The following is a 21,525-nucleotide window of genomic DNA, read 5'->3' as shown; positions in this document are numbered from 1 at the left end:
AGATACAGTAAAGGAGTGGGTTAATACGTTGCCTTGAAAATATTTTATAAAAAAAGCGCAGCAAGCCTGAAGCCGGGCTTTTCATTGTACCGGGCAAGGGCGGCGCGCAGCAGCATGGTGGCGCGTGCCACATAGGTCTGGGAGCTGAACCTGGAAATATTCATCTCCTTCGCCACTTCTTCATGGGATAAGCCCTGGATGCGATGGAGGGTGAAGGCGCGCTGCATCTGAGCCGGCAGCTGTGCGATCTCATTGGTGAGTACGGTATGCAGTTCTTTCAGCTCCAGCAGGTCTACACCGGTGAGACCATCATCCAGGAAATAAGGATCAAACAGATTGGTATCGAGAAGAGGGATTACTTTTTTACGGAAGGCTCCCAGCACCAGGTTCCTGGCGATGGCATAGAGCCAGGCATCGAAACGCTGGATCTCCGGCAGCTGATCGCGGTTCTGCCATATGGCAACAAATAGATCCTGCGTCAGTTCTTCAGCCAGTTCCTGCTTTTTGCAGTGATAGAGAATGTTGCCGTACATTTTATTCCAGTACCTGTTCATCAGTTCCCGGAATGCGGTCTCGTTACCATTCACTACATCCTGCAGTAACTTGTTTTCATCGTATAGTGGGTCAGCAGCCAAATGGTCTCGTAATATTCCTAAAATTAAGGATATTAATAATAGGGGGAGCGTCTTTCCATGATCCGGGCTTAATGTTTTATATTTATTGAGCCCAACATTATGAAACACCTGATCATCATTTTCTGGCTCTTTATCTTTTCTGTGCAAACAGGTTTTGCTCAGTCGACCTTCACTAATCCTTTATTGCCTGCAGGAGCCGATCCCTGGTGCATATATAAAGACGGTTTCTATTACTACACGCATACCACCGGGAAAAATATTACCATCTGGAAAACAAAAAATATCGCGGACCTGGCCAGTGCCCAAAAGAAAACAGTGTTCACACCTCCGCATGGAACTGAATACAGTAAACAGTTGTGGGCGCCTGAGATACATTTACTGGAGAATAAATGGTATATCTATTTTGCTGCAGATAGCGGAGATAATAAAGACCACCGGATGTATGTACTGGAAAATGCATCTGATGATCCATTAAAAGGAAACTTTTCTTTTAAAGGCAAGCTTACCACGCCCGAAGATAAATGGAGTATCGATGGAACTGTGTTTGAGCACAACCAGCAATTGTATTTTACCTGGAGCGGATGGGAAGGGGATACTAACGGGCAACAGAATATCTATTTAGCGAAGATGAAAAACCCGTGGACCCTGGAAGGCCCGCGTGTGCTGATCTCCATGCCGGAGCTGGCCTGGGAAAAAGAGGGCGATCTGAATAATAAAAATGATGTACCGCATGTGAATGTAAATGAAGGACCTCAAATATTGAAGAATAACGGAAAGCTGTTTCTCATTTATAGCGCCAGTGGTTGCTGGACGGATCATTACACCCTGGGCATGCTCACTGCCAGTGAAACGGCAGACCTGATGGATCCTTCCAGCTGGATAAAGTCAGGGCAGCCTGTGTTCCAGGGATCGGCAGAGAATGAGGTGTTTGCTCCGGGACATAACAGCTTTTTCAAATCACCTGATGGAAAAGAAGACTGGATACTTTATCATGCCAATAATAAACCCGGACAGGGCTGTGGCGGATTCCGTTCGCCACGTGCGCAGAAGTTCAGCTGGGCTGCTGATGGATCTCCATTGTTTGGTGTGCCGGTAAAAGCGGGCACGCCGGTCCTGCATCCTTCAACCGGTAAATATTAGTGTCGCAGGCCCGGGAATTGCTGCAATTAGTAATAAAGATCGTACAACATGAAATCCATTCTTGATAAAGTTGAACAGTTTGCAGCAGCAGCGCATGAAGGCCAAAGAAGAAAATTCCGTGATGAACCATATATCAATCATCCGGTCCGGGTGATGCAATTATGCCGCGCATACTCAAATGATTTACCTGTACTGGCTGCCGCTCTCTTACATGATGTGCTGGAAGATACAGCTGTAACGGCTGATCAGATTGGAGAATTCCTTACTCCATTAATGGATGCAGCAAGCACTGATAAAACATTGAAACTGGTGGATGAACTGACTGATCGTTTTGTAAAAGCCAATTACCCCGGATGGAACCGCAGAAAAAGAAAAGCAAAGGAGCAGGAAAGGTTAAGCAATACCAGTGCTGAAGCGCAGACCATCAAGTATGCGGATATCATCGATAATTCCACGGAGTTTGCCAGGGCAGAAACTGATTTTGCTGAAGTTTTTCTCCGAGAGTGTAATTCGTTGCTGAAGAAGATGACTAAAGGGAATCCGGAGCTTTATAAGAAAGCGCAGGATACGGTACTGGCGCAGCTGGAATTGCTGAGGTGAACGAGTGCAGCTATTCAACAAAGTTCTTCCAGTTCATTTCCCAGTATCGTTTTATGAAGTCCCATTTTGCGTTAAATTCCGGAATGTTCTTTTTATAGGGAAGTACTTCAACCAATCTGTCTGCTGCACTATCCACTTTTGAAACTTTATATATCCTTATCTCCCGTTTTTTTTCGTTAGTATCACAACCCTCGCCAGCAATGAGTCCCAGGGCAACCCACTTGAAATGCTCAACCCTGCCGAGCCCGCTCCCCCAATTCATATCAGCACATCCTGCCCGGTGATAGGAATAATACAGGGTTGTTTTATTTACTGGTTCGAAATCAAGTTCTGTATTTTCGATATACCTGAAATACCTGTTTGCAGGATCAAAAAAATAGGTCTGGCATTGATTCGGCAGGTTACTGTTGAGATATACTCTTGCGTCTTTGTGCCCGAAAGGCAATGGCAGGCAACCTCATAATTTGAGCTTATTCTCCCTAATTTACAAAGGAATTCAAATGCTCAATTGCAGCTGAGTCGTAATTTTTTCACAACAATCCCTACTAACTAAATAAATATTATCTTTCTTCCATAAATCCATCAATATGGGACTGTTTGATTTCATCAAGAACGAATTTATAGAGGTAATTGACTGGGTAGATGATACCCCTGACACCGTATTGTATAAATTCCCCGACAAAGGCAACAAGATCATGAATGGCGCACAGTTGACCGTTCGTGAATCGCAGGTGGTGGTGCTGATGAATGAAGGCGAATTCGGCGATGTGTACATCCCCGGCAGGCACGAGCTTACCACCAGCAATATGCCCATCACTACTACCCTGAAGTCCTGGAAATATCTCTTCGATTCCCCCTTCAAAGTAGATGTGTACTTTGTCAATACCAAACAGTTCACCAATCTGAAATGGGGTACTTCCAACCCGGTGATCGTGCGCGACAGTGAGTTTGGCCAGGTAAGACTTAGATCATTCGGTTCCTATACCATGCGTGTGATCGATCCCAAAAAGTTCATCAAGGAATTTGCAGGTACTCATCCCTGGGTACGTGTGGAAAGTATTAGCGAACAACTCCGCAATATCATTTCCAGTAAACTGGCTGAAGGCCTTGCAGAAGCAAAGATCTCTGTACTCGATCTGGCTGCCAATTTCACCGAGATCGGAGAAAAGCTGAAACCGCTCTTCCAGAAAGAATTCGATATCTGGGGCATCGAGCTCGGTCAGTTCTATATCGAGAATGTATCCGTTCCGGAAGAAGTGGAAAAGATGCTCGACAAGACCACACAGCTGAACATGCTTAACAATAAGCTGAACCAGTTCAACCAGATGCAGGGTGGTATTGCCCTGGAACAACTCGCCAATAATCCCGGAGCGGCCGGTACAGCAGGCATCGGGGCAGGAGTGGTGCTCACCAACCTGCTGCAGCAACAACAGCAACCGAATGCCGGCAATACACCCGCGGCCGATCCGAACGATAAACAAAAACTGATGGATATCCTGAAACAGTTAGGAGAACTGAAAGCTCAGGGCATCCTTACTGAAGAAGAGTTCAATCAGAAGAAAGCAGAGATCTTAGGTAAGTTGTAATTTTCATGGAAGCTACATCAACAGCATCGTTACTACTTTTCCCCTGCCCTGGTTGCAATTCACAACTGCATTTCAGCCCTAAGCACCAGAACCTGGTCTGTGAGCACTGTGGCACAGAAGTAGCCATCGATAAGGCCACCAACCTCATCAAAGAGAATAATCTCCGGCAGCAACTGAACGGAGCTACTGATGACACGGCAGTTACCATCGAGCAGCAGGTGTACAAGTGCAACCGCTGTGGCTCACAGTCTGTATTCACCAATGAAACGCCCACCTTCATTTGCAGCTTCTGCAATTATGAAGTGGTAAACCCTGTTGCTTACAAAACCCGGATCATCCAGCCTTCAGGTATGGTGCCCTTCAGGATCGATTATCAACAATCGGTAGACATCTTCAAATCCTGGTTGGGCAAAGGCTGGTTCAGGCCCAATGACCTGCAGGAACTGGCGCGGCAGAATAATCTTCATGGCATTTATCTTCCCTTCTGGACCTACGATGCGCAAACCACCAGCAACTGGAGTGGTTATGGCGGCAGGTATTATTATGTAACCGAATATTATACAGACAGCCAGGGAAAGCGGCAATCGCGCCAGGTGCAGCATACGGAATGGATCCCGCGCAGCGGCACTTACACGCATTTCTTTGATGATATCCTGATCGGCGGCGCAACGGAATTGTCGCAGCAGGAATATGAAAGTATCTTTCCTTACCAGCTGGAAGAGCTGGTGAATTTTGATGCACAGTACCTCTCCGGCTGGAAAGCGGACGTATACGATATTCCCGTGAACCAGGGTTATGAAAAAGCGGAGCAGATCATGAACGAAGCTATCCATGAGGCCTGCGCTGATCTGTGCCGGATAGATACGTACAGAGGATTGGAGGTGGAATCCTTTTTTACACAACAAACCTACAAGCATATCCTCTTACCGATATGGTTATGTTCTTATATGTATAAGAATAAGCCTTATCATTTTCTGGTAAACGGGCAGACCGGCAGGATCCACGGCAAGAAGCCCGTATCAGCCATGAAAGTGGCCTTGCTGGTACTGGCAATTATTATAGTGATCGTTTTAATCTTCTTTTTGGTGCAAGGCAATTAATTTTGGCCCATGAATCTCGATCAACCCATTCTCGATCTGAAACCGCTCAAGACTTATTTTATTTATTGCCTTGTTGCGGTGATTACGATTTTCGGAGCCAGCCTTATTATAGCTGCCAACCTTGGCATCAGGGCAAACGGCAATTCAAAAGGCAGCTTTATTTTTCTCATAGCACTGGTGCTGGTCAGCATGTGGAGAAGCCAGAAAAGTAAAAAAGAGTTGCAGGTCATCCGCGAAACAAAGGACTGGCCAACAAAGATCTCCATGTTTGAAAAGCGCTTCAAATCAAGACTGATCTTTCATGTGATCAGTGTTGTTGTTACGGCAGCATTCTGGCTGCTGGGCGGCAAGAACTCCTTTTTATACCTGATGATCGCTGAATTGGGGATCACCCTGGTCTATTATCCAATCAAAAAGGTAATTGCCACAGAGCTGAATGAGCCAGAACTGGAGTTTATGTAGAAGGCCTACTGGAATAAAAGCCTGACTCAGCTGTAACATTCTGTCTGTTCATGCGTCTCTTATTCCGTACTAAAACCTTCCGCTATGAACTTGTTGCAATTCACGGGCAAAGCCATTTGCATCCTGGGCCTCCTCATTGTTAACAGTACAGCCCTCAGGGCTCATAATGGAAAGATCGCGCATGCCCGTCCACTGGGTAAGATCACCATCGATGGAAATTTATCCGATTGGCCGGCCAATACCGTGAAATACAATATCAGTACACTGTCTGCCGCAAGGCCAACCAGTAAGGAAGATTTCTCCGGCTATTTCCAGGTGGGCTACCGTACCGAAGAACGCGCACTCTACCTGGCCTTCACCATTACCGATAATGATTTTGTAGAAGATACTTCTGCCAGCGTGGCCTGGAATACGCAGGACTGCCTGGAACTTTGCCTGGATGCCACTCACCTGAGCTTCGGGTCGGGCGTGGCCAGTTTCATGTACAGCCAGAAATTACGCAATACCAATCAGTCACAATACGATCCGTTTGCGAAAGCCGCCAGCTGGGATCTGATGAAAGTGGCTCATGTGCAAAATGGAAATACACGGATTTATGAATGGCGAATCGAACTGGGGGATCAGTTCGCAGTGGGGAAATCCATCGGGCTCGACTTCAATGTCTTTGATAAGGATGCCAACGGGAACTTCACCATCAATGGCTGGGGCACAGGTGAAATGAAATACCGCAATGCCAAAAGCCTGGGGGATATTATCCTGATGCCTCAGGCTCAGCCACTGGCAACGGTTTCAGGTAATGTGAAATGGGACAGGCCTGTGAAAGTCCGGTTTCCCCACGCCGTGATGATCCGGTCTGTTCAGCAGTCAAAAACCTGGGTAGCTGCCTCCATTGATAGTAACGGAAACTATTCTGCAACTGTTCCCGCAGGAAAATACACTGTCAGCTTCCCTGAGCCTTATTATTACGCAAACGACACCCTTTTTGCTACCAACCATAAACCTGTCAGCATTCAGGCAACTGCCAATCAGCAGACGCATGTACCAGGCTTCACCTTGTCCGGCTCACCTGTTCCTGATCTGCTTCCTGCAAAAGGGATCCTCCATGATTTCAATGCAGCCTCCGGAAAACAGCTGGATGATTTCATCAAAATCTATCAGGAGTATTATGGCATTCCCGGTGTGTCGCTCGCATTGATCAAAGATGGTAAGATCGTTTATTACAAAACGTATGGATACAAGAACGCAGTTACGCAGGAGAAAGTAGATTCCAGCACATTGTTTGAAGCGGCCAGTATTACCAAACCTGTTTTTTCTTTTGCGGTACAAAGACTGGCGGAACGAGGTATCATTGATCTGGATAAGCCACTTTATGAATACCTTCCTTACAAGGATATTGAATATGATGAGCGATATAAGCTCATCACCGGCAAACATGTGCTGACACACCGCACCGGTTTCCCCAACTGGCGCTGGATGAACAAGGATAATAAACTGAACATTATGTTCACACCGGGTACAGATTATAACTATTCCGGTGAAGGTTTTGAATACCTCAAGATGGTGGTAGAAAAGATCACCGGTAAAAAAGTGGAGCAGGTTTTGAAAGAAGAAGTGATTGAGCCGATGGGATTGTACCATACTTTCTTCACCGGTAATGATACGCTGAAAAGGGTTGTGTCAAATGGGCATTACGACCGGTTACCTACTTATGATCCGTTGCCGGATGCACCGGGCATGGCCTGGTCAATGCACACCGAGGCCAAAATATTCACCAGGTTCATGCAATATATGCTGGATCAGAAAGGGCTGAGCGCCGCCACCTATGATTCCATGTTCACCAAACATTCCGATTTCAAATTTGATCCGGGCGACCCCCAGCCACGCTATCCTTCCTATATGGGCATCAGCCTCGAAATAAGAGAAACGCCTTATGGAAAATCTTTCGGGCATGGCGGCAACAATGGAGATTTCCGCTGCCAGTTTGAAGTGTACAAAGACCTGAAGATGGGATATATTGTTTTCACCAATGCCAACACTTCCTATTTTATGCTGGATGCGATGCGGAAATTGCTGGTGGAAGGAAAAGAGTAAACACTTTCATAAACAAGGGCCACTTCAGTTCCCCGTCTGGGTGATTTAACCCGATTTTTGTATGGTCCGGAATAATAAGGCAACCTGTACAGGCTTTGTTCCGATATTACAGGAACATATTAAAACCTGTCCGGATGCGCATACCAAGAACTTGCCTGTTTATGATGCTGATTGCCCTGGGAGTATTGGCCTGTAAGAAAAACAGGAATAACAATTTCCCCGATCCGCCGCCAGATACGCCACAGCCTGTGCTGCTGAAGGATTTCACTGTTAACAACCTGCCTTCTCCCTATTATCATTTCAAATACAACGAGAAGAACGAAGTAAGTTTTGCCTCTTTCGGGTCAGGCTTATTGATGTATGATGTGTTGTATTCCAATGGAAAGATTGCAGAAATGAGGAGTAATACAGCGGTGAACAAGGATACGCTCCGTTACTCCTACAACAAAGACGGGCTGCCGGATATGGTGCGCTATATCAATGAAACCGGCACTTTCCGCTACTGCTCTTTTTCCTACCACAATGGAAGGCTCCTTACAGCACAATGGAAGCTTGAAACGGCCGGAGGGCTGGCGTTGGAAAGGACCTTGAACTTTGCTTACTATGAAGATGGCAATGTGGCAAAGATCTCCGATCTGAAACATGCGGTGAATGGTCGCCCGGAAAGCAGTAATACCAGTGAGTTCAGCCAGTACGATGATAAAGTGAATGCAGGAGGATTTGCCCTTTTGCATGACGATGGGAATAGCGATCACCTTCTCCTTTACCTGCAGGTGATGCTGCAGAAGAACAATCCCGGTAAGCTGCTATTCAGTAACACCGCGCTTAATTACCAGGTAGATTATACCTACAGCTACAATGAAAAAAAGCTGCCGCTTACCCGCCGGGGAGTGGTAACCATGCTTGGAGGTCCCCGTGACGGGGAACAGTTCATTTCCAATTCCAGCTATTCCTATTATCCATAAATCCCTTTTTTAAGGGATGTAAACCACCTGGTAATGCAGCTATTTTTATGGCTCAAACAAATTACCATGCGCCAGTTTCTTTTCCTGCTTCTTGCCTTACCCTTTGCAGGCTTTGCACAGATCAAAACCAATACCAGGCCACCCGCCGGTACGCCCATAAAAATGACCGGACCCGTTCAGGGCAAAGACCTTACCGTTGTGATCAATGGGATGGAATTCAAAAATGGAGTTTTCCGGTTTTCCTACTCTGTAATGAATGTGGGCACTGAGCCTGTTGACCTGAAAGAAGTGGTGATGCAGGGAAACCTGATAGACAATACCGGTAAACTGATCAGGGCCGCCGGGGCCATCACCCTGATGTATGAAGGTGTACTGAATCCCGGCAACGAATACAAGGGCATCCTGGGTTGCAGTGAAGACAATGTGTATAAGAACTGGAACTACACTTACCGTTTGAAGGTGGATGAGGCCAATAAAGTGCCGGAGACCAATGAGAACAACAATATCGCTGAATATACCTTCACTGGTTTTAAAGATATGATGGCGGAGGTAAAGCCTGTCACACCAGGGGGAGAGAAAACAAACCCGATGAATTTAAAAGGAACACGTGTGGATTATAAAGCGCCGCCTCCAACATCCGGGCCCACTCCACCCGCACAGCAGGCGCCACCTCCTGCTCAACCTAAGCCAGACCTGGTGATCACAGCTGCCAGCATGGTGAGGAAGCCTGATGGCAGCTATGAGGTTTCTTTCACAATCAAGAATATCGGCGCCGGCGCCGCCACTATTTCCAGCAACGGCATCCGCATGTTCGGGAGAGTGAGAGAGGAAATTGGCCCTGAGCGCATGGCCAGTTATCCCACGGTTGCTTATACGGGCAAAACCATTCCTCCCGGAGAAATTGTAAGAGGTTCTTATATCGTAGCTGCCAATGCCGCCAATTCATTGACGTACGGGCAGGCTTACCAATACTATCTTACGGTTGACTCTATCAAAGACATCGATGAAGGCAATGAGGCCAACAACGATTTCAGAATAAATATTCGCGCAGGGTACTAAACGGCCGTATCCAGTTTCACCGATGTCATGGTCAACGATCCGCCTACTGCTTTATCATTGAAGAATGATACTTCATCTTTCGTTCCTTTTAAACCAAGGGTATACAGCAGGGGAAGGTAATGCTCGGGTGTAGGGATTGCCAATTCAGCTTCCCTTCCCATGGCTGTATACCGGATCAGTTGATCATGATCACCTGACCTGATATATTGCTTCATCTTATCGTTGATCTGTAAGGCCCAGTCATAGCCATATTCGGGCTGGTCCATTTTATCCCAGGCAATCATCCGAAGGTTATGCACCATATTGCCGCTCCCCATGATCAGTATTCCTTTCTTGCGCAATGCATATAATTCCTTTGCGAGCTCGTAATGAAACCGAGGTGGTTTGGTGTAATCGATGCTCAATTGCATTACGGGAATATCTGCATCAGGATACATATGCCGGGTGATGGTCCAGGCGCCGTGATCGAGGCCCCAGTCGTGATCCAGCTCCACATGCGCTGAATGCAGCAGCTGCGCTGTTTCTGCAGCCAGTGCCGGATGACCGGGTGCTTTGTACTGAACATCGAACAGTGCTTGTGGAAATCCTCCGAAATCATGGATGGTCTTGGGGAAATCCATGGCAGTGATGCGGGTGCCGCGGGTGAACCAGTGTGCAGACACCACCAGCACAGCTACAGGCCTGGGGATATCCTTCGCCATGGCTTTCCACTTCGCAGAAAACTCATTATCCCCGATCCCATTCATGGGTGAGCCATGACCTACGAACAACACAGGCATCAGCCTCTCCTGATCCTTCAACCCGCTGGTAAACTGATTCCAGGCCGGTAATCCGGTCATTCCCGCTGCTCCCATCATCATTGTTTTTAAAAAATCTTTTCTTTCCATATCATCCTTTTCAGGATCCGTATTTATTGTTGAGTGAACTCTCCGTCAGCTTTGATGCGGACCACATCGCTCACCATCTGGTCAGGGAACTTGGTGCCAATAGCAAAGTCTGAGCGTTTGATAGTACCCGTGAGCTGGAATCCGGCGGTTGCTTTCTTACTCATCGGATTCTCGGTAGTGCCCCTGTATTCCAGGTCGAGTGTTACTGGCCTGGTCACACCATGTAAGGTGAGGTTGCCGCTGAGCTTGAATTTGTTCTTGCCTGCGCGCTGAAGTCCTGTGCTTTTGAAATCCAGGGTTGGATATTTCTCAACATCAAAGAAGTCGGGGCTTTTCAGGTGATTGTCACGCATCTCCACACGGGTATTGATGCTGGCTGTTTTGGCTGAGAGTATGAATACGGCATCGCTGAAGTCCGGTTTTGCTGATTCAACAGTTACTGAAAAGTCATTGAAAGTACCCGTTACATCACTTACACCCAGGTGTGTTACGGTGAAGGTGAGCTGAGAATGCGCCGGATCATTTTTCCAAGTAGCGCTGAGAATAGTGAATGCCGATAATGTGGCAAATGCTGCTGCGATAAAGAATAGTTTCTTCATGGTCGTATGTTTTAAATAATAAAAGAATTTAGTTGTGGAGCAGTTTCCAGCCTGCATGCCAGTTGTACCCGTTTTTGATGGTCAGCGAAATGAGCAGGGACTGCATGCTTTCCAGTGTACGGCTGACACTCAGGTCGCCTGCAATAACGGGGTTGAATCCTGCCGTTGCTACTATATGCTTTACAGTCTGCAATGCTTCCTCATCATTGCCTGCAATGAAGCCATCCACCTGCTTTCCGTCGATGATGGGTATTGCAAAATCCGCGGCATAGGTAGTATTGAATGCCTTCACTACTTTGGAATGGGGCAGGAGTTGCTGTAATTCCTCGCCGGCGCTGGATCCGGGTGCTGTCACCAGACCTGTGTAAGTTTCATTGAGCGGATTGGAAATACTGATCACGATCTTCTGGTTCGCTACTTCCCTGATCTTTTCCGCCACTTCTTTTTCTGCGGCATAGGGAACTGCCAGTATGATGATATCCGCTTCCCAGGATGCCTGCGTGGAGCATTCCAGTGATTCCGCTTCTGCGTTGGGGTTGGCAGTATGGATAGATTGCAGTACTACGGCTGTTTTTTCTTTATGGGTGGAATACAGGAGTAAGCGGTAATTGCCGCCGGCCAGGCTTCTGGCAATGGCTGATCCCATATTTCCGGATGCGCCGATGATGGCGATGGTCTGCTTCGTCTTCATGATCTTTTCTTTTTAGACAATGCAAAAATACCACACAGTATTGCCATACTCCATTGCGTCAGAACAAGAAAAACCATTGATCCCGATCAATGGAAATATCAGTTATTTATTTCTTCGACATCCTTTTACGGACCCGGCTCAGGGTTTCGGGGGTAAGCCCAAGATAAGAAGCGATCATATGCTGGGGCACCCGTTCAGCAATATGGGGGTAGAGGGCTACAAAGGCTTCGTACCTTTCTTCCAGGGTGGCGCTGATGGTACTGGTGAGCCTTCTCTGCATGGCCAGGTAAGCGCCTGTGATATTGAGCCTGGTAAAGGTTTCATAGCTGCGTACTTTTTTGAGCAGTTCCTCATGGGCTGATTTGCTCACCATCACCAGTTCGGAATCCTCGATGGCATCGATGGTGTAGGTGGCAGGCTCTCCGGTGAGAAAACTGTAGAGATCGGAGATAGCCCATCCTTCCAGCGCAAACTGAAGGATATGCTCGCGGCCGCTTTCATCCAGGCTATATACGCGCAATGCGCCTTTTTCTACAAAAAAGATATTCTTGCACACATCGCCTTCCTGCAGCAGGTATTGTTTGCGCCGTACTTTTTTGGGAGTAAGATAGGTTTTGATGATGGCCTGATCCTCTTCCGTAAGCGGCACTTTCCTGTTGATATGTTCAAGGAATACTTCGTACATAACTGGCAGGCCCGGTTTTAGCCTGTTGCAAAGATGCGAACATCTCAGTAATTAATGTTTACTTTCATTGTTGCAGGAGATTTTATATTTTGCTTTGTTATGCAGCAACAGAAAGTGATTGAGATTCCCTTAAGTAAAGGAAAACTGGTGAAAGGCCTTGTGACCAGTATCGTATTTGTAGCAGCCGGTGTATGGATCCTGCTGAATGAAAATGTGACTGCCAGAGGGCCGTTAAGCTTACCCGTTCTCAGGTACCTGGTGGGTATTGCCTCTGTTGTTGTCTTTGCTGCTCTTGGCGCACTCTATCTGTTCAAGCTAAAAGATACCAGGCCCGGTTTTGTGATAGATGAAAATGGCATCATCGATAACTCCGGGGCACTCGCTGCGGGTTTTGTTCCCTGGACGGACATTCATCATTTTTCCACGGTAAAAATGATGAAGCAGGAATTCCTGGTGATTGGAGTGAACAATCCTTTATATTATCTCCATCAGCAGAAGAGTGTGCTGAGGAAGAAAGGGATGCAGTACAATTATAAGAACTATGGGTCTCCCATTGCCATATCCACCAATACATTGAAATGTAAACTTCCTGAACTGCTCGCTATGCTTGAGGAAAGGCAGGCAGATAGAACAAAGATCTACTGATCGTATGTTATCGATGGAACACGGAATACCATCAATGAAAGAGATCCTGCAGGCATAGCCATGCAGGACCTTCATTTCAGCAGTAAGTGCTAACGTTTTATTTTCTCCACTATTCCAGTGGCAGTTTTCAGAATGTAAATTCCCGGAGGATACGCCGAAAGGTCCAGTGAGATGGCAGAACTGTTTGCTGACAGTTGCTGCAATTTCCTGCCATTCATATCCAGGAGAAATAATGGAGTATTCAGCAACTCAGGACCGAGCTGGATAACCATATTATTGTTGCCGGAATACAGGACTTCCAGGCTTTTCACAGGCTTGTTGCTGAGCCTGATAACCACTGAATAGGTTGCCCTGCCATCAAGATCATATTGCCTGATACGATAGAATGCAGATCCTGACAAAGCTACTGCTTCTGTGAAGTTATATGAATGCTGGCCGTCGCCCACGGAGTTGATAGTTCCCACCACTTTATAATTGGTGGCATCCACCGACTTTTCAATTTCATATTTCGCCACATTGTATTCAGTGACCTGCCAGTTCAATACAGCCTGCCTGTTGTTGTTCAGGTTTCCGCGGACCAGGTTCCAGGTTACGGGAAGCGGCACCACCAGGTAGTGCGCCATGAGATTATTTTGACCGCTCTTTCTTTCAGTGTCTCCCAGGTATTCATTGAAGAGCAGTAATTCAGGGGTCAGGAAATTTCCACTGCTGGAACCGTCATTCCTGTTACCTACCATGAGTGGGTTACCACCATCACTGTACGCAACTACATTATTACTGGCCAGTTCATAGCCATTGTAGTAATAACGATAGGGTTGACCGGTTGTAGCGGGAATAGTAAAACTGAACACTGACGGACCTGCCTGGTTGTTGACAGGTGCAACCGGATTGGTACTGGAGGTACGGATCAGATTGTAAACGGTGGAAGCGGCATCGCCAACAGTGAACTCCGCACCATTGTTGGTGAAATCGAAGGGGCCGGGATGTGCCTGGTTGCTGCCGGATGCAGTGCCTGTTTTGGTTACAAATGCAGCAGGAACACCTGAAAGTCCATATGCCGTGCCGATCATGGAGGTGCCATTGGTAAAGATCACTTCTTTGGCTGTGGACATACCGGACATACCAAAATACAGTGCGGGGCTTGTTTTGAACCTGTCAATCACTCCATTGGAAATGATGCGGGGTTGCAATGTTTTATTGGGTTGGGTAAGGTGGCGCGCATATCCGCTTTGATCAAACCATTTTGTTACATAACCATCGCCTGATGGAATAAAGTTTTTAATGGCATTGGTATCCAGCATACCAGAAGGAAGAAAACTGATGTCCATGGTCTGGTCGTCGGCTCTGCGGATAGTGATTGCGTAATTGTTATATGTGCTACTGAGTTTCCGGAGTGAATAGGCCACTGCGGGTGGGAAAGCACCACCGAGACCGGCAAGATCGGCAGTATAAAATTGCCTGAGTGAGTGGGTTTCTGTTTTCAGGAAATATCCACCCATGCGATCTACATCCACGGTAATTTCCCAGCGTACAGACGCTGCATTCCAGGTGATATCCGAATCCACCGGGTCATAGGTAGTTTGGGAATTGGTATATGAAGTCAGTGATCCGGAATTGTCACTGCTGGCACTGTTCAGGCATTCGATCCTGATGTTCGATTTGTAGTTTTCTGCATCGGCAGGGTTCAGCGGCAGTTTCGCCCGGTTAAGCAGATTATAAGCATCGAAATCATTTTGCGTAAAGTAAAATTTTACCCGGGCCGTTGAAGAATAATTGTTACTGATGGGCCTGATCTCGTAATGCCTGATCACATGCCTGGTAGCAGGGGCATTATCAAAATATACTTTTGCCTGCACATTTCCTGTAAGCGGTATGCTGCCATTCCTGGTGATGGTCATGATGAGATTGGTGCAGGATGTCTGGTAATCTGTCGGGCCGCTGACTGACTGGGTTTGAGTCACTTCCTGGTTGGTCAGTGCCAGCGCAGTTGCCGGTGAGGCAAATGGAATGAAGGGGGCATAAACATTGGTGGTGCTATTGTTGCCCAGTTGTCCGTAATTATTGGTTCCCCATGCGCGCACAGACAGATCATTCAGTAACCCGAATGTAAAATATCTGCCATGATAAACGGCTGTCCAGTTAGTATTGGTGCCAATTTGAACAGGGCTTTGTTGAGACCACTGATTCCCTGTGCCCAGACTTCCGTAGCCATTGTCGCCCCATGCCCAGAGTGTGCCATTAGTCCTGATGCCCATTCCTGACCGGTCGGTGGCGCTGATATAGACCCAGTCCGTAACGCTGGTCATCTGAACAGGTTGGGGGCGATCGCCCACCAGGTTATTGCCATGTTGTGCTTCACCATTAGTTCCCCAGAACCAGGCTGTGCCATCATCTTTCAGTGCCATACTGAAGGAGTAACCTGCTGAGATCATGGTGAACTGTCCCGTCAGCACATGTACTTTAACGGGAGTATTTCTGTTTACATTTGAATTATCACCTAATGCATACCGGTAATTGGAGCCCCAGGCCCATACGCTCCCGTCTGTTTTAAGGCCGAGGCAATGCTCTGTACCGGCTGATACCGTTTTCCAGTCAGTAGCTGTGCCGATCCTGGTGGGCACTCTGACGCTGCCAGCGCTACCGGTGCCGGTTGCGCCTTCTACATTGTATCCCCAGCCCCAGGCAGTACCATCGGTCATCACGCCCGCAGAAAAATTTGATCCTCCTGTGATCTTTGACCAAAGGGTGGAAGTACCTATCTGAATGGGTTGTAAACTCCTGGTAAGGGTATTATTGCCCAGCTGGCCACTGTTGTTACTTCCCCAGGTCCAAAGGGTACCATCGCTACGGATTGCCAGGCTGAAATCAGAGCCAACTGCTATTTCCTTCCAGGTTGTACCGGGAAGGATCTGTACAGGACTGTGCCGGGTTGTAGTAGTATTGTCACCCAGTTGCCCGTTGTTGTTGTAGCCCCAGGCCCAGAGCGTACCATCACTTTTGAGCGCAATGGTAAACATTCCTCCAACGCCGCTGCTGGCAATTTTTGTATAGTAGGGGCATTGCGCCTGCATTTGTTGGAGTGTTGTAAAGAGTAAAATCAGGATCAGTGCTTTTCGCAGCCATGAGCGCGAAGTATTCATGGCAAAGGCATAAAAGGTCATTATAAGAGGTTTTATTTGCTTGCCGGAATAAGGCCGGATATACAAAACAAAACCAGGAAGCCGGTTATTGATAGCGATGTTGTGTAAGGTATATTGGCATGTTCCAACGCAATATCCGGCGCAACGCTTTGCCATGGCCGGTTTGGGGCAATACGTGCTGGTTTTTGGAGCCTTCTTTAAATGACAAATGTCAGTTATTTTTTCGGGGACTTGATTTTACCATTTTTATCCGGTTCCCTTGCAGCTGCCGCCTTCTTTCCCCGCAAGCGGCTGAGGGTTTCACTGGCGATGCCCAGATAGGAAGCGATGTACTTGATGGGGATTCTGTTGGCAAGATGATTTTGTTTTTCAATGAAATGCTGGTATTTCATATCTGCGTTTTTCAAACGTGTGATCAATGCCCTGTTCTCCGCATCCGCATAATATTGCTCATAGATCTTTCTCGCAATTACATTGAAAGAAGGATATTTCACGTAGATCTTTTCAAGATCTGTGTGAGATAAGGCAAGGAGTTTGCAGTCTTCAATGGCCTGCACATATTCGATGGCGGGCGCCTGGAATACAAAACTGCTGATGGCTGCCGCCATCTGGTTTTCCGTAGTGATCCATGTAGTGATATCCGTATCTCCTTCTTTCAGGTAACCTCTAAGCGCTCCTGAACTGATAAATACGATATGGGTGCATACCTCACCAGGTTTCAACAGGTTCTTACCCCTGGCGAGCTCGCTGGGTTTCATCAGACCAGCTATGTATTTTTGTAAGCCTTTGCTGAGCGGTTGAACCGAATTCAGCATTTGAAACAGGGGCACAAGTTGTTTGGAAGAAGCCGGAGCGGAAGAATGAATAGTACTGATAAATTCCACAGGGAAGATTTGATACTAAGTTAATACTACTTTTTAAACACGGGAATGGGATTGAGTGGATGCTTCAGAAAGTTCTTAGCCGCCTGTCTCACCAGAAAGAAATGAAAACCCTTGTTCGGGAACTGGCTACGGTACATCGCCATCGTTCTCTTATCGCCGCCATAAGAAAACAATCCCAATGAAACATCTATCCAGTCTGCCTTCCGGAATGTCTCTGCCGTTTTTTCAAAATCACCCTTGTAGGTTTTGATCTTATGGTGCCAGTAGATCATAGCGGAGATCTCATCCGTCCAGTCAGATTTGCCGGTAACGGCCAGGAATTTTTTCGCTTCCGCGATGCTAGGTTCCAGGTAATCGAATGTATGATCGGTCCAGATGCCGATATCATGGAACACAGCAGCGATGGCGTATTTCTCCCTGTTTTCTGTTGAATGATCCAGTAATAAACAGTTCAGATAAACACGGAGCACATGATTGCGATAGCGCTCATAGTCCTTGCCCAATACTGGCTGGTGAGCCTGCATCAGGTCTTCAATTGTTTTTAAGGGGTCCATGGACTCCTAAGATACTCATTTAGCCTGATCCCATTTCATGGTCACCCATGGACTTTGAGGATCGGTCAGTAAAACTTCCATCCCTTCCATCATATCATGGAATTCTTCCGGCTGGATTCCATTCCATACACAGCGGGCAAACTGGTAGGAAACAGATAATTGTTTCCAGGAATTGTACATTTTTCTAATGGGATCCACAGTGCGCATGATAGTGGTCAGTGCCTCTTCCCGGTTGAAATAACCGGCGTCAAAACCACCGCGGCTCAGATTGATGATGCGCGCATAATCCCAGATCAGCATTTCCGGTTGGGTATCAGCGGCAATGAGTTTATTTTCCTGGAACAGTTCCAGTGCATCGCGCATATTACGAAGGCGCTGGAGCAGTGTTTCTTCCTCCATCTCATTGTTAGCCACATTTTCGCGGAGGAAGGCCTTGCTTTCCTTGATGCTTACAGTGTTCATGGCCTGCCAGATGGTATCGTACTGAATACGGTGGCCTTCTGTGAAAAGCCATTCGATCATCTCCTGTAATTCTTCCTTACTGTCTATATCCCACCACTGGGAAAGCATATCCCGGCATTCCTGTTTGCTGAAGCCGGTGGTAAGATCGTTGAGGTATTGTCCATTGAGTTGCGCCAGGTCTGCCCCGCAGGCTATGGCCCATTGTTCTGCCTGTGTGAGTGTACTGTCAGGATTGAGCTGCACTTCGCCTTCATCATCATCTTCTTCCTGCGCTGCATTGAACATATTCGCAAACTGCTGTTGAAAATCCTGACCACCCATCTGGCTTGCCCACTGGTTGGTAAGGTTGATCTGCTGCTCCATCTGTTGGCGGTACATAGCAATGGCTTCATCCGTGAGTCCCATCGCTTTCAATGATTGCAGGTATTGCTCAATCATATTCTGGTTCATGCGTGAATAGATTTTAGGTACGAGATTATGGTAATGGTATTAACGCAAAAGGCACGAAATATCGTGCCATCTGCGTTGAAAATTAATGTATTTCGATGATTTTTATCTGCCGTTTGCCCTGAGTACCGTGATGTCCTTTTTCACATCATCATCATAGGTTTTCTTGATAATGTAATGCCAGTCCTTATCTGCCACGTCCAGGAAGAAAACCTCGCCCTTGGCATGTTTGGCAACCGCCTCCTGAAACTCCTTGGGGAAGCTGTATTCACCATAGAACCAATCAGTATCCCCCTTGGTTTTATTGCCATCCATGGTGTATTTGTCAGACAGGGCTGCGAAATTTTCACCGGCATTGATTTTTCCCATGATCTCTTTCTTGAGTGTTTCCACTTCTGAAGGAGAGAGGGAGCCGCCATCCAGGAAGATATAACTGGCGCGGAACTGGATGGATTCTTTTGCTTCCAGCACTTTATAGGTCACATACCCAACCGAAAAGATATCGCCTTGTTTCTGGCGGAGCAATCGCTTATCGATAAGGGTGGTATCTTTCCCGGCGGACAGTTTCAGAAGGGCCGGTTTAAGCTGGGGATTGGCATCAATGTATGCCTGGGCCTGTGGTATGGTTGTGATCTTCTGGAACTTTTCCACCACGGTTTCCTGCGCAAATACCGATACCGATAAGAATAGCATAATGGCCGAAAGGCAATGTTTCATACGCTGATTTTTAGTCTTTTTCATTGTGTTATTGACGTCTGTCTGAAGTTACTATTTTTTACAGAACCCCGATGGCTCCCCCCGGCGGGGCTTCGTTAAAATATTTTTAATGGCGGCTTCACGGGTAGTAGTAACCGGACATAAGACAAGAAAATGGCCTCAGGCGTGGCAAGCCCGGAAAGTTTTTCCTCTGTTTCCTGTGGGCTGAAATTGGCTGCCGGAAAGGCCCCGGGTAATCAGCCCCCATGATTTTCACATCTCCGTTTCCATTCAGAATTATTACATTAGAATAACCAAAAGCCATTAAACACTTCTTATGTTACCTATCGGAAATACCCCACTTTTGAAGCTGGTCAGGCTGCAGGAACCCGGCTGCGCAGAGATCTTCATCAAATTTGAAGCAGCCAATCCTACGGGAAGCATGAAAGACAGGATGGCGCTGTCCATGATCGAAGGAGCAGAAAAAAGAGGTGAGCTGAAGCCTGGCGGCCGCGTGGTGGAATACACCGGCGGAAGCACCGGCAGTTCCCTGGCCATGGTCTGCGCCATGAAAGGATATAAAGCGCATTTCGTTTCTTCAGATGCATTTGCTGAAGAAAAACTGCGTACCATGCGCGCCTTCGGTGCAGAGCTGGAACTGATCCCATCCGGCAATGGAAAGATCAGTTATGAGCTCACAGTTGCCATGGTGGAAAGAGCGCGCGCGCTGAGCAAAACTCCCAATACTTTCTGGACAGATCAGTTCAATAACGTTGACAATCGCAATGCCTACCATGAAATGGCGGCAGAGGTGATCCGTGTGCTGGGAAATGATATTGCTGAGTTCATCCACGGTGTAGGTACCGGCGGTAGTTTTTCCGGCAACGCCGAGATCATGAAAAAGGAAGTGCCCGGCATCCGCTGCATTGCTATCGAACCATTGCAGCTCCGGGCGCTCAGCGGTAAGGGCGGAACAGGCAAACACAGACTGGAAGGGATCGGCCCGGGTTTTGTTCCGGCGATCTGCCGCCTCGATCTGGCAGACGAGATCATTGCCGTATCTGATGAGGATGCTTTTGAAACGGCCAGGCTTCTTACAAGAACGGAGGGCCTCTGCGCCGGTATCACAGGAGGCGCCAATGTATGGGCCGCTATCCAGCGGGCCAGGGTCATCGGCGCCGGGAAAAAAATTGTGACCATCCTGCCGGATTCAGGATTGAAATACCTGAACGGGGATCTGTACCGGTAGTTTCCGGGATTGGATAAGTACCTGAAAGCAGCACTGCCGAACTGAATGTCCGATGCTTTCTGAATACTGGAAAATGGTGCTCTTATTGGATGAGCTTCTTCTCTTCGTTATAAAGTCCGATGAGGATGCTATTGCCTTTTTCATCTACGCGGAGGCCACCATATTTCGCTTTGTCGAATTTCTCAGCCTGACCTTCCTGGAAGAAATAATCCTCTGCTCCCAGGGCCAGTTGCCAGGAGGTCTGGTGATATTTAAGGAGGAGTTCTCCGGTGTTCAATGGTTGGGGATTGGGTTGTATTCTGAGTTTTCGGGCAATCAGTCCCGAATCAAGGCGGATCACATAATAACCGGTACGAGCCACAGAGTCCGATCCATTTTCCGTGATGGCATAGCGTAGATTCATATAATCACCCTGCATCAGTGAGCGGGGATCCACCGGCGCGAGTTCCAGCAATACCAATGTGCCTTTAGCCAGTGTTTTTTCTTTCTCCATTACAAAATAATGGTAGAGGCCGAGGAGCAGCAGCAGGTTGAGAACGATGATGACGAGTTGGTATTTTTTCATTTGGTCATCAGTTTCTTGTGAGTGATAAAATAGAGCAGCAGGAAGCAGGCGCCCGTGGCCATCATCAGCAATGATTTTACCAGCAATGTATAATGCAGGAAATAATAATATTCTGATACGAACCAGATGAGTGACAGGATGCCGGCAACAATCCCCGTTTTATAATTCACCAGGAAGCTGGCCAGCAAAATCAGTAATGCCGTGGCAATGGACGGCGCCCAGATAGTAGGGGCCAACACCAGTATGGCGGCTGTAAAAGCAAGCGCCTGTTGTGTGATATTCTTCACATCCAGTTTCTGTAAGATGCGGGGAAGCAGGAAGAGAATAGCTGCCGCTGCTGAAAAAGTGGTGAACCATCTGAAACTGGTAATGCGGAAGAACCA

23 protein-coding genes are annotated in these 21,525 nt (G+C 47.4%); 10 read left to right on the top strand and 13 right to left on the bottom strand.

What is annotated here, in order from left to right:
- Window positions 1-44: 44 nt before the first annotated feature.
- Window positions 45-635 (bottom strand): RNA polymerase sigma factor, encoded by a 591-nt coding sequence (locus ACTHMC_RS14265; protein WP_440413973.1) that lies wholly within the window; start codon window positions 633-635, stop codon window positions 45-47.
- A 99-nt stretch (window positions 636-734) separates the two neighbouring features.
- Between ACTHMC_RS14265 and ACTHMC_RS14260 the strand changes: the two genes are divergently transcribed.
- Window positions 735-1,775 carry a glycoside hydrolase family 43 protein gene (locus ACTHMC_RS14260; protein ID WP_440413971.1) on the top strand — a complete coding sequence of 347 codons (1,041 nt, stop codon included), beginning with the start codon at window positions 735-737 and terminating at the stop codon, window positions 1,773-1,775.
- A gap of 48 nt (window positions 1,776-1,823) precedes the next feature.
- A complete protein-coding gene (locus ACTHMC_RS14255) occupies window positions 1,824-2,375 on the top strand; it encodes an HD domain-containing protein (RefSeq protein WP_440413969.1) in 552 nt (183 codons plus the stop codon).
- A 10-nt stretch (window positions 2,376-2,385) separates the two neighbouring features.
- Here ACTHMC_RS14255 and ACTHMC_RS14250 read toward each other — a convergent pair whose 3' ends face one another.
- A complete protein-coding gene (locus tag ACTHMC_RS14250) occupies window positions 2,386-2,637 on the bottom strand; it encodes a hypothetical protein (RefSeq protein WP_440413967.1) in 252 nt (83 codons plus the stop codon).
- A 325-nt stretch (window positions 2,638-2,962) separates the two neighbouring features.
- Here ACTHMC_RS14250 and ACTHMC_RS14245 point away from each other — a divergent pair, with 325 nt between their 5' ends.
- The 6 genes from ACTHMC_RS14245 to ACTHMC_RS14220 all read left to right on the top strand — a co-directional run bounded on the left by ACTHMC_RS14245 (window position 2,963) and on the right by ACTHMC_RS14220 (window position 9,638).
- Window positions 2,963-3,961, top strand: coding sequence for an SPFH domain-containing protein (locus ACTHMC_RS14245; RefSeq protein WP_440413965.1), 999 nt, complete (start codon window positions 2,963-2,965; stop codon window positions 3,959-3,961).
- A gap of 5 nt (window positions 3,962-3,966) precedes the next feature.
- Window positions 3,967-5,061 (top strand): hypothetical protein, encoded by a 1,095-nt coding sequence (locus ACTHMC_RS14240; protein WP_440413963.1) that lies wholly within the window; start codon window positions 3,967-3,969, stop codon window positions 5,059-5,061.
- Between the two features lie 9 nt (window positions 5,062-5,070).
- Window positions 5,071-5,523, top strand: a complete 453-nt coding sequence (locus ACTHMC_RS14235; protein ID WP_440413962.1) for a hypothetical protein — start codon at window positions 5,071-5,073, stop codon at window positions 5,521-5,523.
- Window positions 5,524-5,607: 84 nt separating this feature from the next.
- Window positions 5,608-7,614, top strand: coding sequence for a serine hydrolase (locus ACTHMC_RS14230; RefSeq protein ID WP_440413960.1), 2,007 nt, complete (start codon window positions 5,608-5,610; stop codon window positions 7,612-7,614).
- A gap of 161 nt (window positions 7,615-7,775) precedes the next feature.
- The gene (locus tag ACTHMC_RS14225) at window positions 7,776-8,579 is read left to right on the top strand and encodes a hypothetical protein (protein ID WP_440413958.1); all 804 of its coding nucleotides are present in this window, start codon (window positions 7,776-7,778) and stop codon (window positions 8,577-8,579) included.
- Between the two features lie 66 nt (window positions 8,580-8,645).
- Window positions 8,646-9,638 carry a CARDB domain-containing protein gene (locus ACTHMC_RS14220; protein WP_440413956.1) on the top strand — a complete coding sequence of 331 codons (993 nt, stop codon included), beginning with the start codon at window positions 8,646-8,648 and terminating at the stop codon, window positions 9,636-9,638.
- On the opposite strand, the gene ygiD is transcribed toward ACTHMC_RS14220, so the two are convergent.
- The 4 genes from ygiD to ACTHMC_RS14200 form a co-directional block, all read right to left on the bottom strand.
- Window positions 9,635-10,525, bottom strand: coding sequence for a 4,5-DOPA dioxygenase extradiol (gene ygiD, locus ACTHMC_RS14215; protein WP_440413954.1), 891 nt, complete (start codon window positions 10,523-10,525; stop codon window positions 9,635-9,637). The genes ACTHMC_RS14220 and ygiD overlap by 4 nt on opposite strands.
- A gap of 23 nt (window positions 10,526-10,548) precedes the next feature.
- On the bottom strand, window positions 10,549-11,124 hold the full coding sequence (locus tag ACTHMC_RS14210) for a YceI family protein (protein WP_440413952.1): 576 nt from the start codon (window positions 11,122-11,124) through the stop codon (window positions 10,549-10,551).
- A 28-nt stretch (window positions 11,125-11,152) separates the two neighbouring features.
- Window positions 11,153-11,815, bottom strand: coding sequence for an NADPH-dependent F420 reductase (locus tag ACTHMC_RS14205; protein WP_440413950.1), 663 nt, complete (start codon window positions 11,813-11,815; stop codon window positions 11,153-11,155).
- Window positions 11,816-11,921: 106 nt separating this feature from the next.
- Window positions 11,922-12,500: a Crp/Fnr family transcriptional regulator gene (locus ACTHMC_RS14200; protein ID WP_440413949.1), complete on the bottom strand. Its 579-nt coding sequence runs from the start codon at window positions 12,498-12,500 to the stop codon at window positions 11,922-11,924.
- A 99-nt stretch (window positions 12,501-12,599) separates the two neighbouring features.
- On the opposite strand from ACTHMC_RS14200, the gene ACTHMC_RS14195 reads away from it, so the two are divergent.
- Window positions 12,600-13,145 (top strand): STM3941 family protein, encoded by a 546-nt coding sequence (locus tag ACTHMC_RS14195; RefSeq protein ID WP_440413947.1) that lies wholly within the window; start codon window positions 12,600-12,602, stop codon window positions 13,143-13,145.
- An 89-nt stretch (window positions 13,146-13,234) separates the two neighbouring features.
- On the opposite strand, the gene ACTHMC_RS14190 is transcribed toward ACTHMC_RS14195, so the two are convergent.
- The 5 genes from ACTHMC_RS14190 to ACTHMC_RS14170 all read right to left on the bottom strand — a co-directional run bounded on the left by ACTHMC_RS14190 (window position 13,235) and on the right by ACTHMC_RS14170 (window position 19,349).
- Window positions 13,235-16,306, bottom strand: a complete 3,072-nt coding sequence (locus ACTHMC_RS14190) for an RCC1 domain-containing protein (RefSeq protein ID WP_440413946.1) — start codon at window positions 16,304-16,306, stop codon at window positions 13,235-13,237.
- A 194-nt stretch (window positions 16,307-16,500) separates the two neighbouring features.
- Entirely contained in the window at window positions 16,501-17,169 is a 669-nt protein-coding gene (locus ACTHMC_RS14185) for a Crp/Fnr family transcriptional regulator (protein WP_440413944.1), read from the bottom strand.
- Window positions 17,170-17,195: 26 nt separating this feature from the next.
- Window positions 17,196-17,723, bottom strand: coding sequence for an HD domain-containing protein (locus tag ACTHMC_RS14180; RefSeq protein ID WP_440413942.1), 528 nt, complete (start codon window positions 17,721-17,723; stop codon window positions 17,196-17,198).
- A 15-nt stretch (window positions 17,724-17,738) separates the two neighbouring features.
- Window positions 17,739-18,635, bottom strand: coding sequence for a DUF1266 domain-containing protein (locus ACTHMC_RS14175; RefSeq protein WP_440413940.1), 897 nt, complete (start codon window positions 18,633-18,635; stop codon window positions 17,739-17,741).
- Window positions 18,636-18,737: 102 nt separating this feature from the next.
- A complete protein-coding gene (locus ACTHMC_RS14170) occupies window positions 18,738-19,349 on the bottom strand; it encodes a peptidylprolyl isomerase (RefSeq protein ID WP_440413939.1) in 612 nt (203 codons plus the stop codon).
- Window positions 19,350-19,665: 316 nt separating this feature from the next.
- Between ACTHMC_RS14170 and ACTHMC_RS14165 the strand changes: the two genes are divergently transcribed.
- Window positions 19,666-20,577: a PLP-dependent cysteine synthase family protein gene (locus ACTHMC_RS14165; RefSeq protein ID WP_440413937.1), complete on the top strand. Its 912-nt coding sequence runs from the start codon at window positions 19,666-19,668 to the stop codon at window positions 20,575-20,577.
- An 82-nt stretch (window positions 20,578-20,659) separates the two neighbouring features.
- Here ACTHMC_RS14165 and ACTHMC_RS14160 read toward each other — a convergent pair whose 3' ends face one another.
- Together ACTHMC_RS14160 and ACTHMC_RS14155 are read right to left on the bottom strand one after the other, a co-directional pair.
- Window positions 20,660-21,142, bottom strand: a complete 483-nt coding sequence (locus ACTHMC_RS14160; protein ID WP_440413935.1) for a GDYXXLXY domain-containing protein — start codon at window positions 21,140-21,142, stop codon at window positions 20,660-20,662.
- Window positions 21,139-21,525, bottom strand: a 387-nt coding sequence (locus ACTHMC_RS14155) for a DUF4401 domain-containing protein (protein WP_440413933.1), incomplete at its 5' end; no start/stop codon positions are given. The genes ACTHMC_RS14155 and ACTHMC_RS14160, both read right to left, overlap by 4 nt.

Source organism: Pseudobacter sp. (genome assembly GCF_051955275.1).
In the GTDB taxonomy this organism is placed as follows: domain Bacteria; phylum Bacteroidota; class Bacteroidia; order Chitinophagales; family Chitinophagaceae; genus Pseudobacter.
The sequence above is the reverse complement of the archived record's forward strand: the minus strand, read 5'-3'. Positions and strand labels throughout refer to the sequence as shown.

Coding starts and splice junctions, on each gene's coding strand:
- ACTHMC_RS14260 (WP_440413971.1), top strand. CDS start 735: ATGAAACACCTGATCATCATTTTCTGGCTCTTTATCTTTTCTGTGCAA.
- ACTHMC_RS14255 (WP_440413969.1), top strand. CDS start 1,824: ATGAAATCCATTCTTGATAAAGTTGAACAGTTTGCAGCAGCAGCGCAT.
- ACTHMC_RS14250 (WP_440413967.1), bottom strand. CDS start 2,637: ATGAATTGGGGGAGCGGGCTCGGCAGGGTTGAGCATTTCAAGTGGGTT.
- ACTHMC_RS14245 (WP_440413965.1), top strand. CDS start 2,963: ATGGGACTGTTTGATTTCATCAAGAACGAATTTATAGAGGTAATTGAC.
- ACTHMC_RS14240 (WP_440413963.1), top strand. CDS start 3,967: ATGGAAGCTACATCAACAGCATCGTTACTACTTTTCCCCTGCCCTGGT.
- ACTHMC_RS14235 (WP_440413962.1), top strand. CDS start 5,071: ATGAATCTCGATCAACCCATTCTCGATCTGAAACCGCTCAAGACTTAT.
- ACTHMC_RS14230 (WP_440413960.1), top strand. CDS start 5,608: ATGAACTTGTTGCAATTCACGGGCAAAGCCATTTGCATCCTGGGCCTC.
- ACTHMC_RS14225 (WP_440413958.1), top strand. CDS start 7,776: ATGATGCTGATTGCCCTGGGAGTATTGGCCTGTAAGAAAAACAGGAAT.
- ACTHMC_RS14220 (WP_440413956.1), top strand. CDS start 8,646: ATGCGCCAGTTTCTTTTCCTGCTTCTTGCCTTACCCTTTGCAGGCTTT.
- ygiD (WP_440413954.1), bottom strand. CDS start 10,525: ATGGAAAGAAAAGATTTTTTAAAAACAATGATGATGGGAGCAGCGGGA.
- ACTHMC_RS14210 (WP_440413952.1), bottom strand. CDS start 11,124: ATGAAGAAACTATTCTTTATCGCAGCAGCATTTGCCACATTATCGGCA.
- ACTHMC_RS14205 (WP_440413950.1), bottom strand. CDS start 11,815: ATGAAGACGAAGCAGACCATCGCCATCATCGGCGCATCCGGAAATATG.
- ACTHMC_RS14200 (WP_440413949.1), bottom strand. CDS start 12,500: ATGTACGAAGTATTCCTTGAACATATCAACAGGAAAGTGCCGCTTACG.
- ACTHMC_RS14195 (WP_440413947.1), top strand. CDS start 12,600: ATGCAGCAACAGAAAGTGATTGAGATTCCCTTAAGTAAAGGAAAACTG.
- ACTHMC_RS14190 (WP_440413946.1), bottom strand. CDS start 16,306: ATGACCTTTTATGCCTTTGCCATGAATACTTCGCGCTCATGGCTGCGA.
- ACTHMC_RS14180 (WP_440413942.1), bottom strand. CDS start 17,723: ATGGACCCCTTAAAAACAATTGAAGACCTGATGCAGGCTCACCAGCCA.
- ACTHMC_RS14175 (WP_440413940.1), bottom strand. CDS start 18,635: ATGAACCAGAATATGATTGAGCAATACCTGCAATCATTGAAAGCGATG.
- ACTHMC_RS14170 (WP_440413939.1), bottom strand. CDS start 19,349: ATGAAACATTGCCTTTCGGCCATTATGCTATTCTTATCGGTATCGGTA.
- ACTHMC_RS14165 (WP_440413937.1), top strand. CDS start 19,666: ATGTTACCTATCGGAAATACCCCACTTTTGAAGCTGGTCAGGCTGCAG.
- ACTHMC_RS14160 (WP_440413935.1), bottom strand. CDS start 21,142: ATGAAAAAATACCAACTCGTCATCATCGTTCTCAACCTGCTGCTGCTC.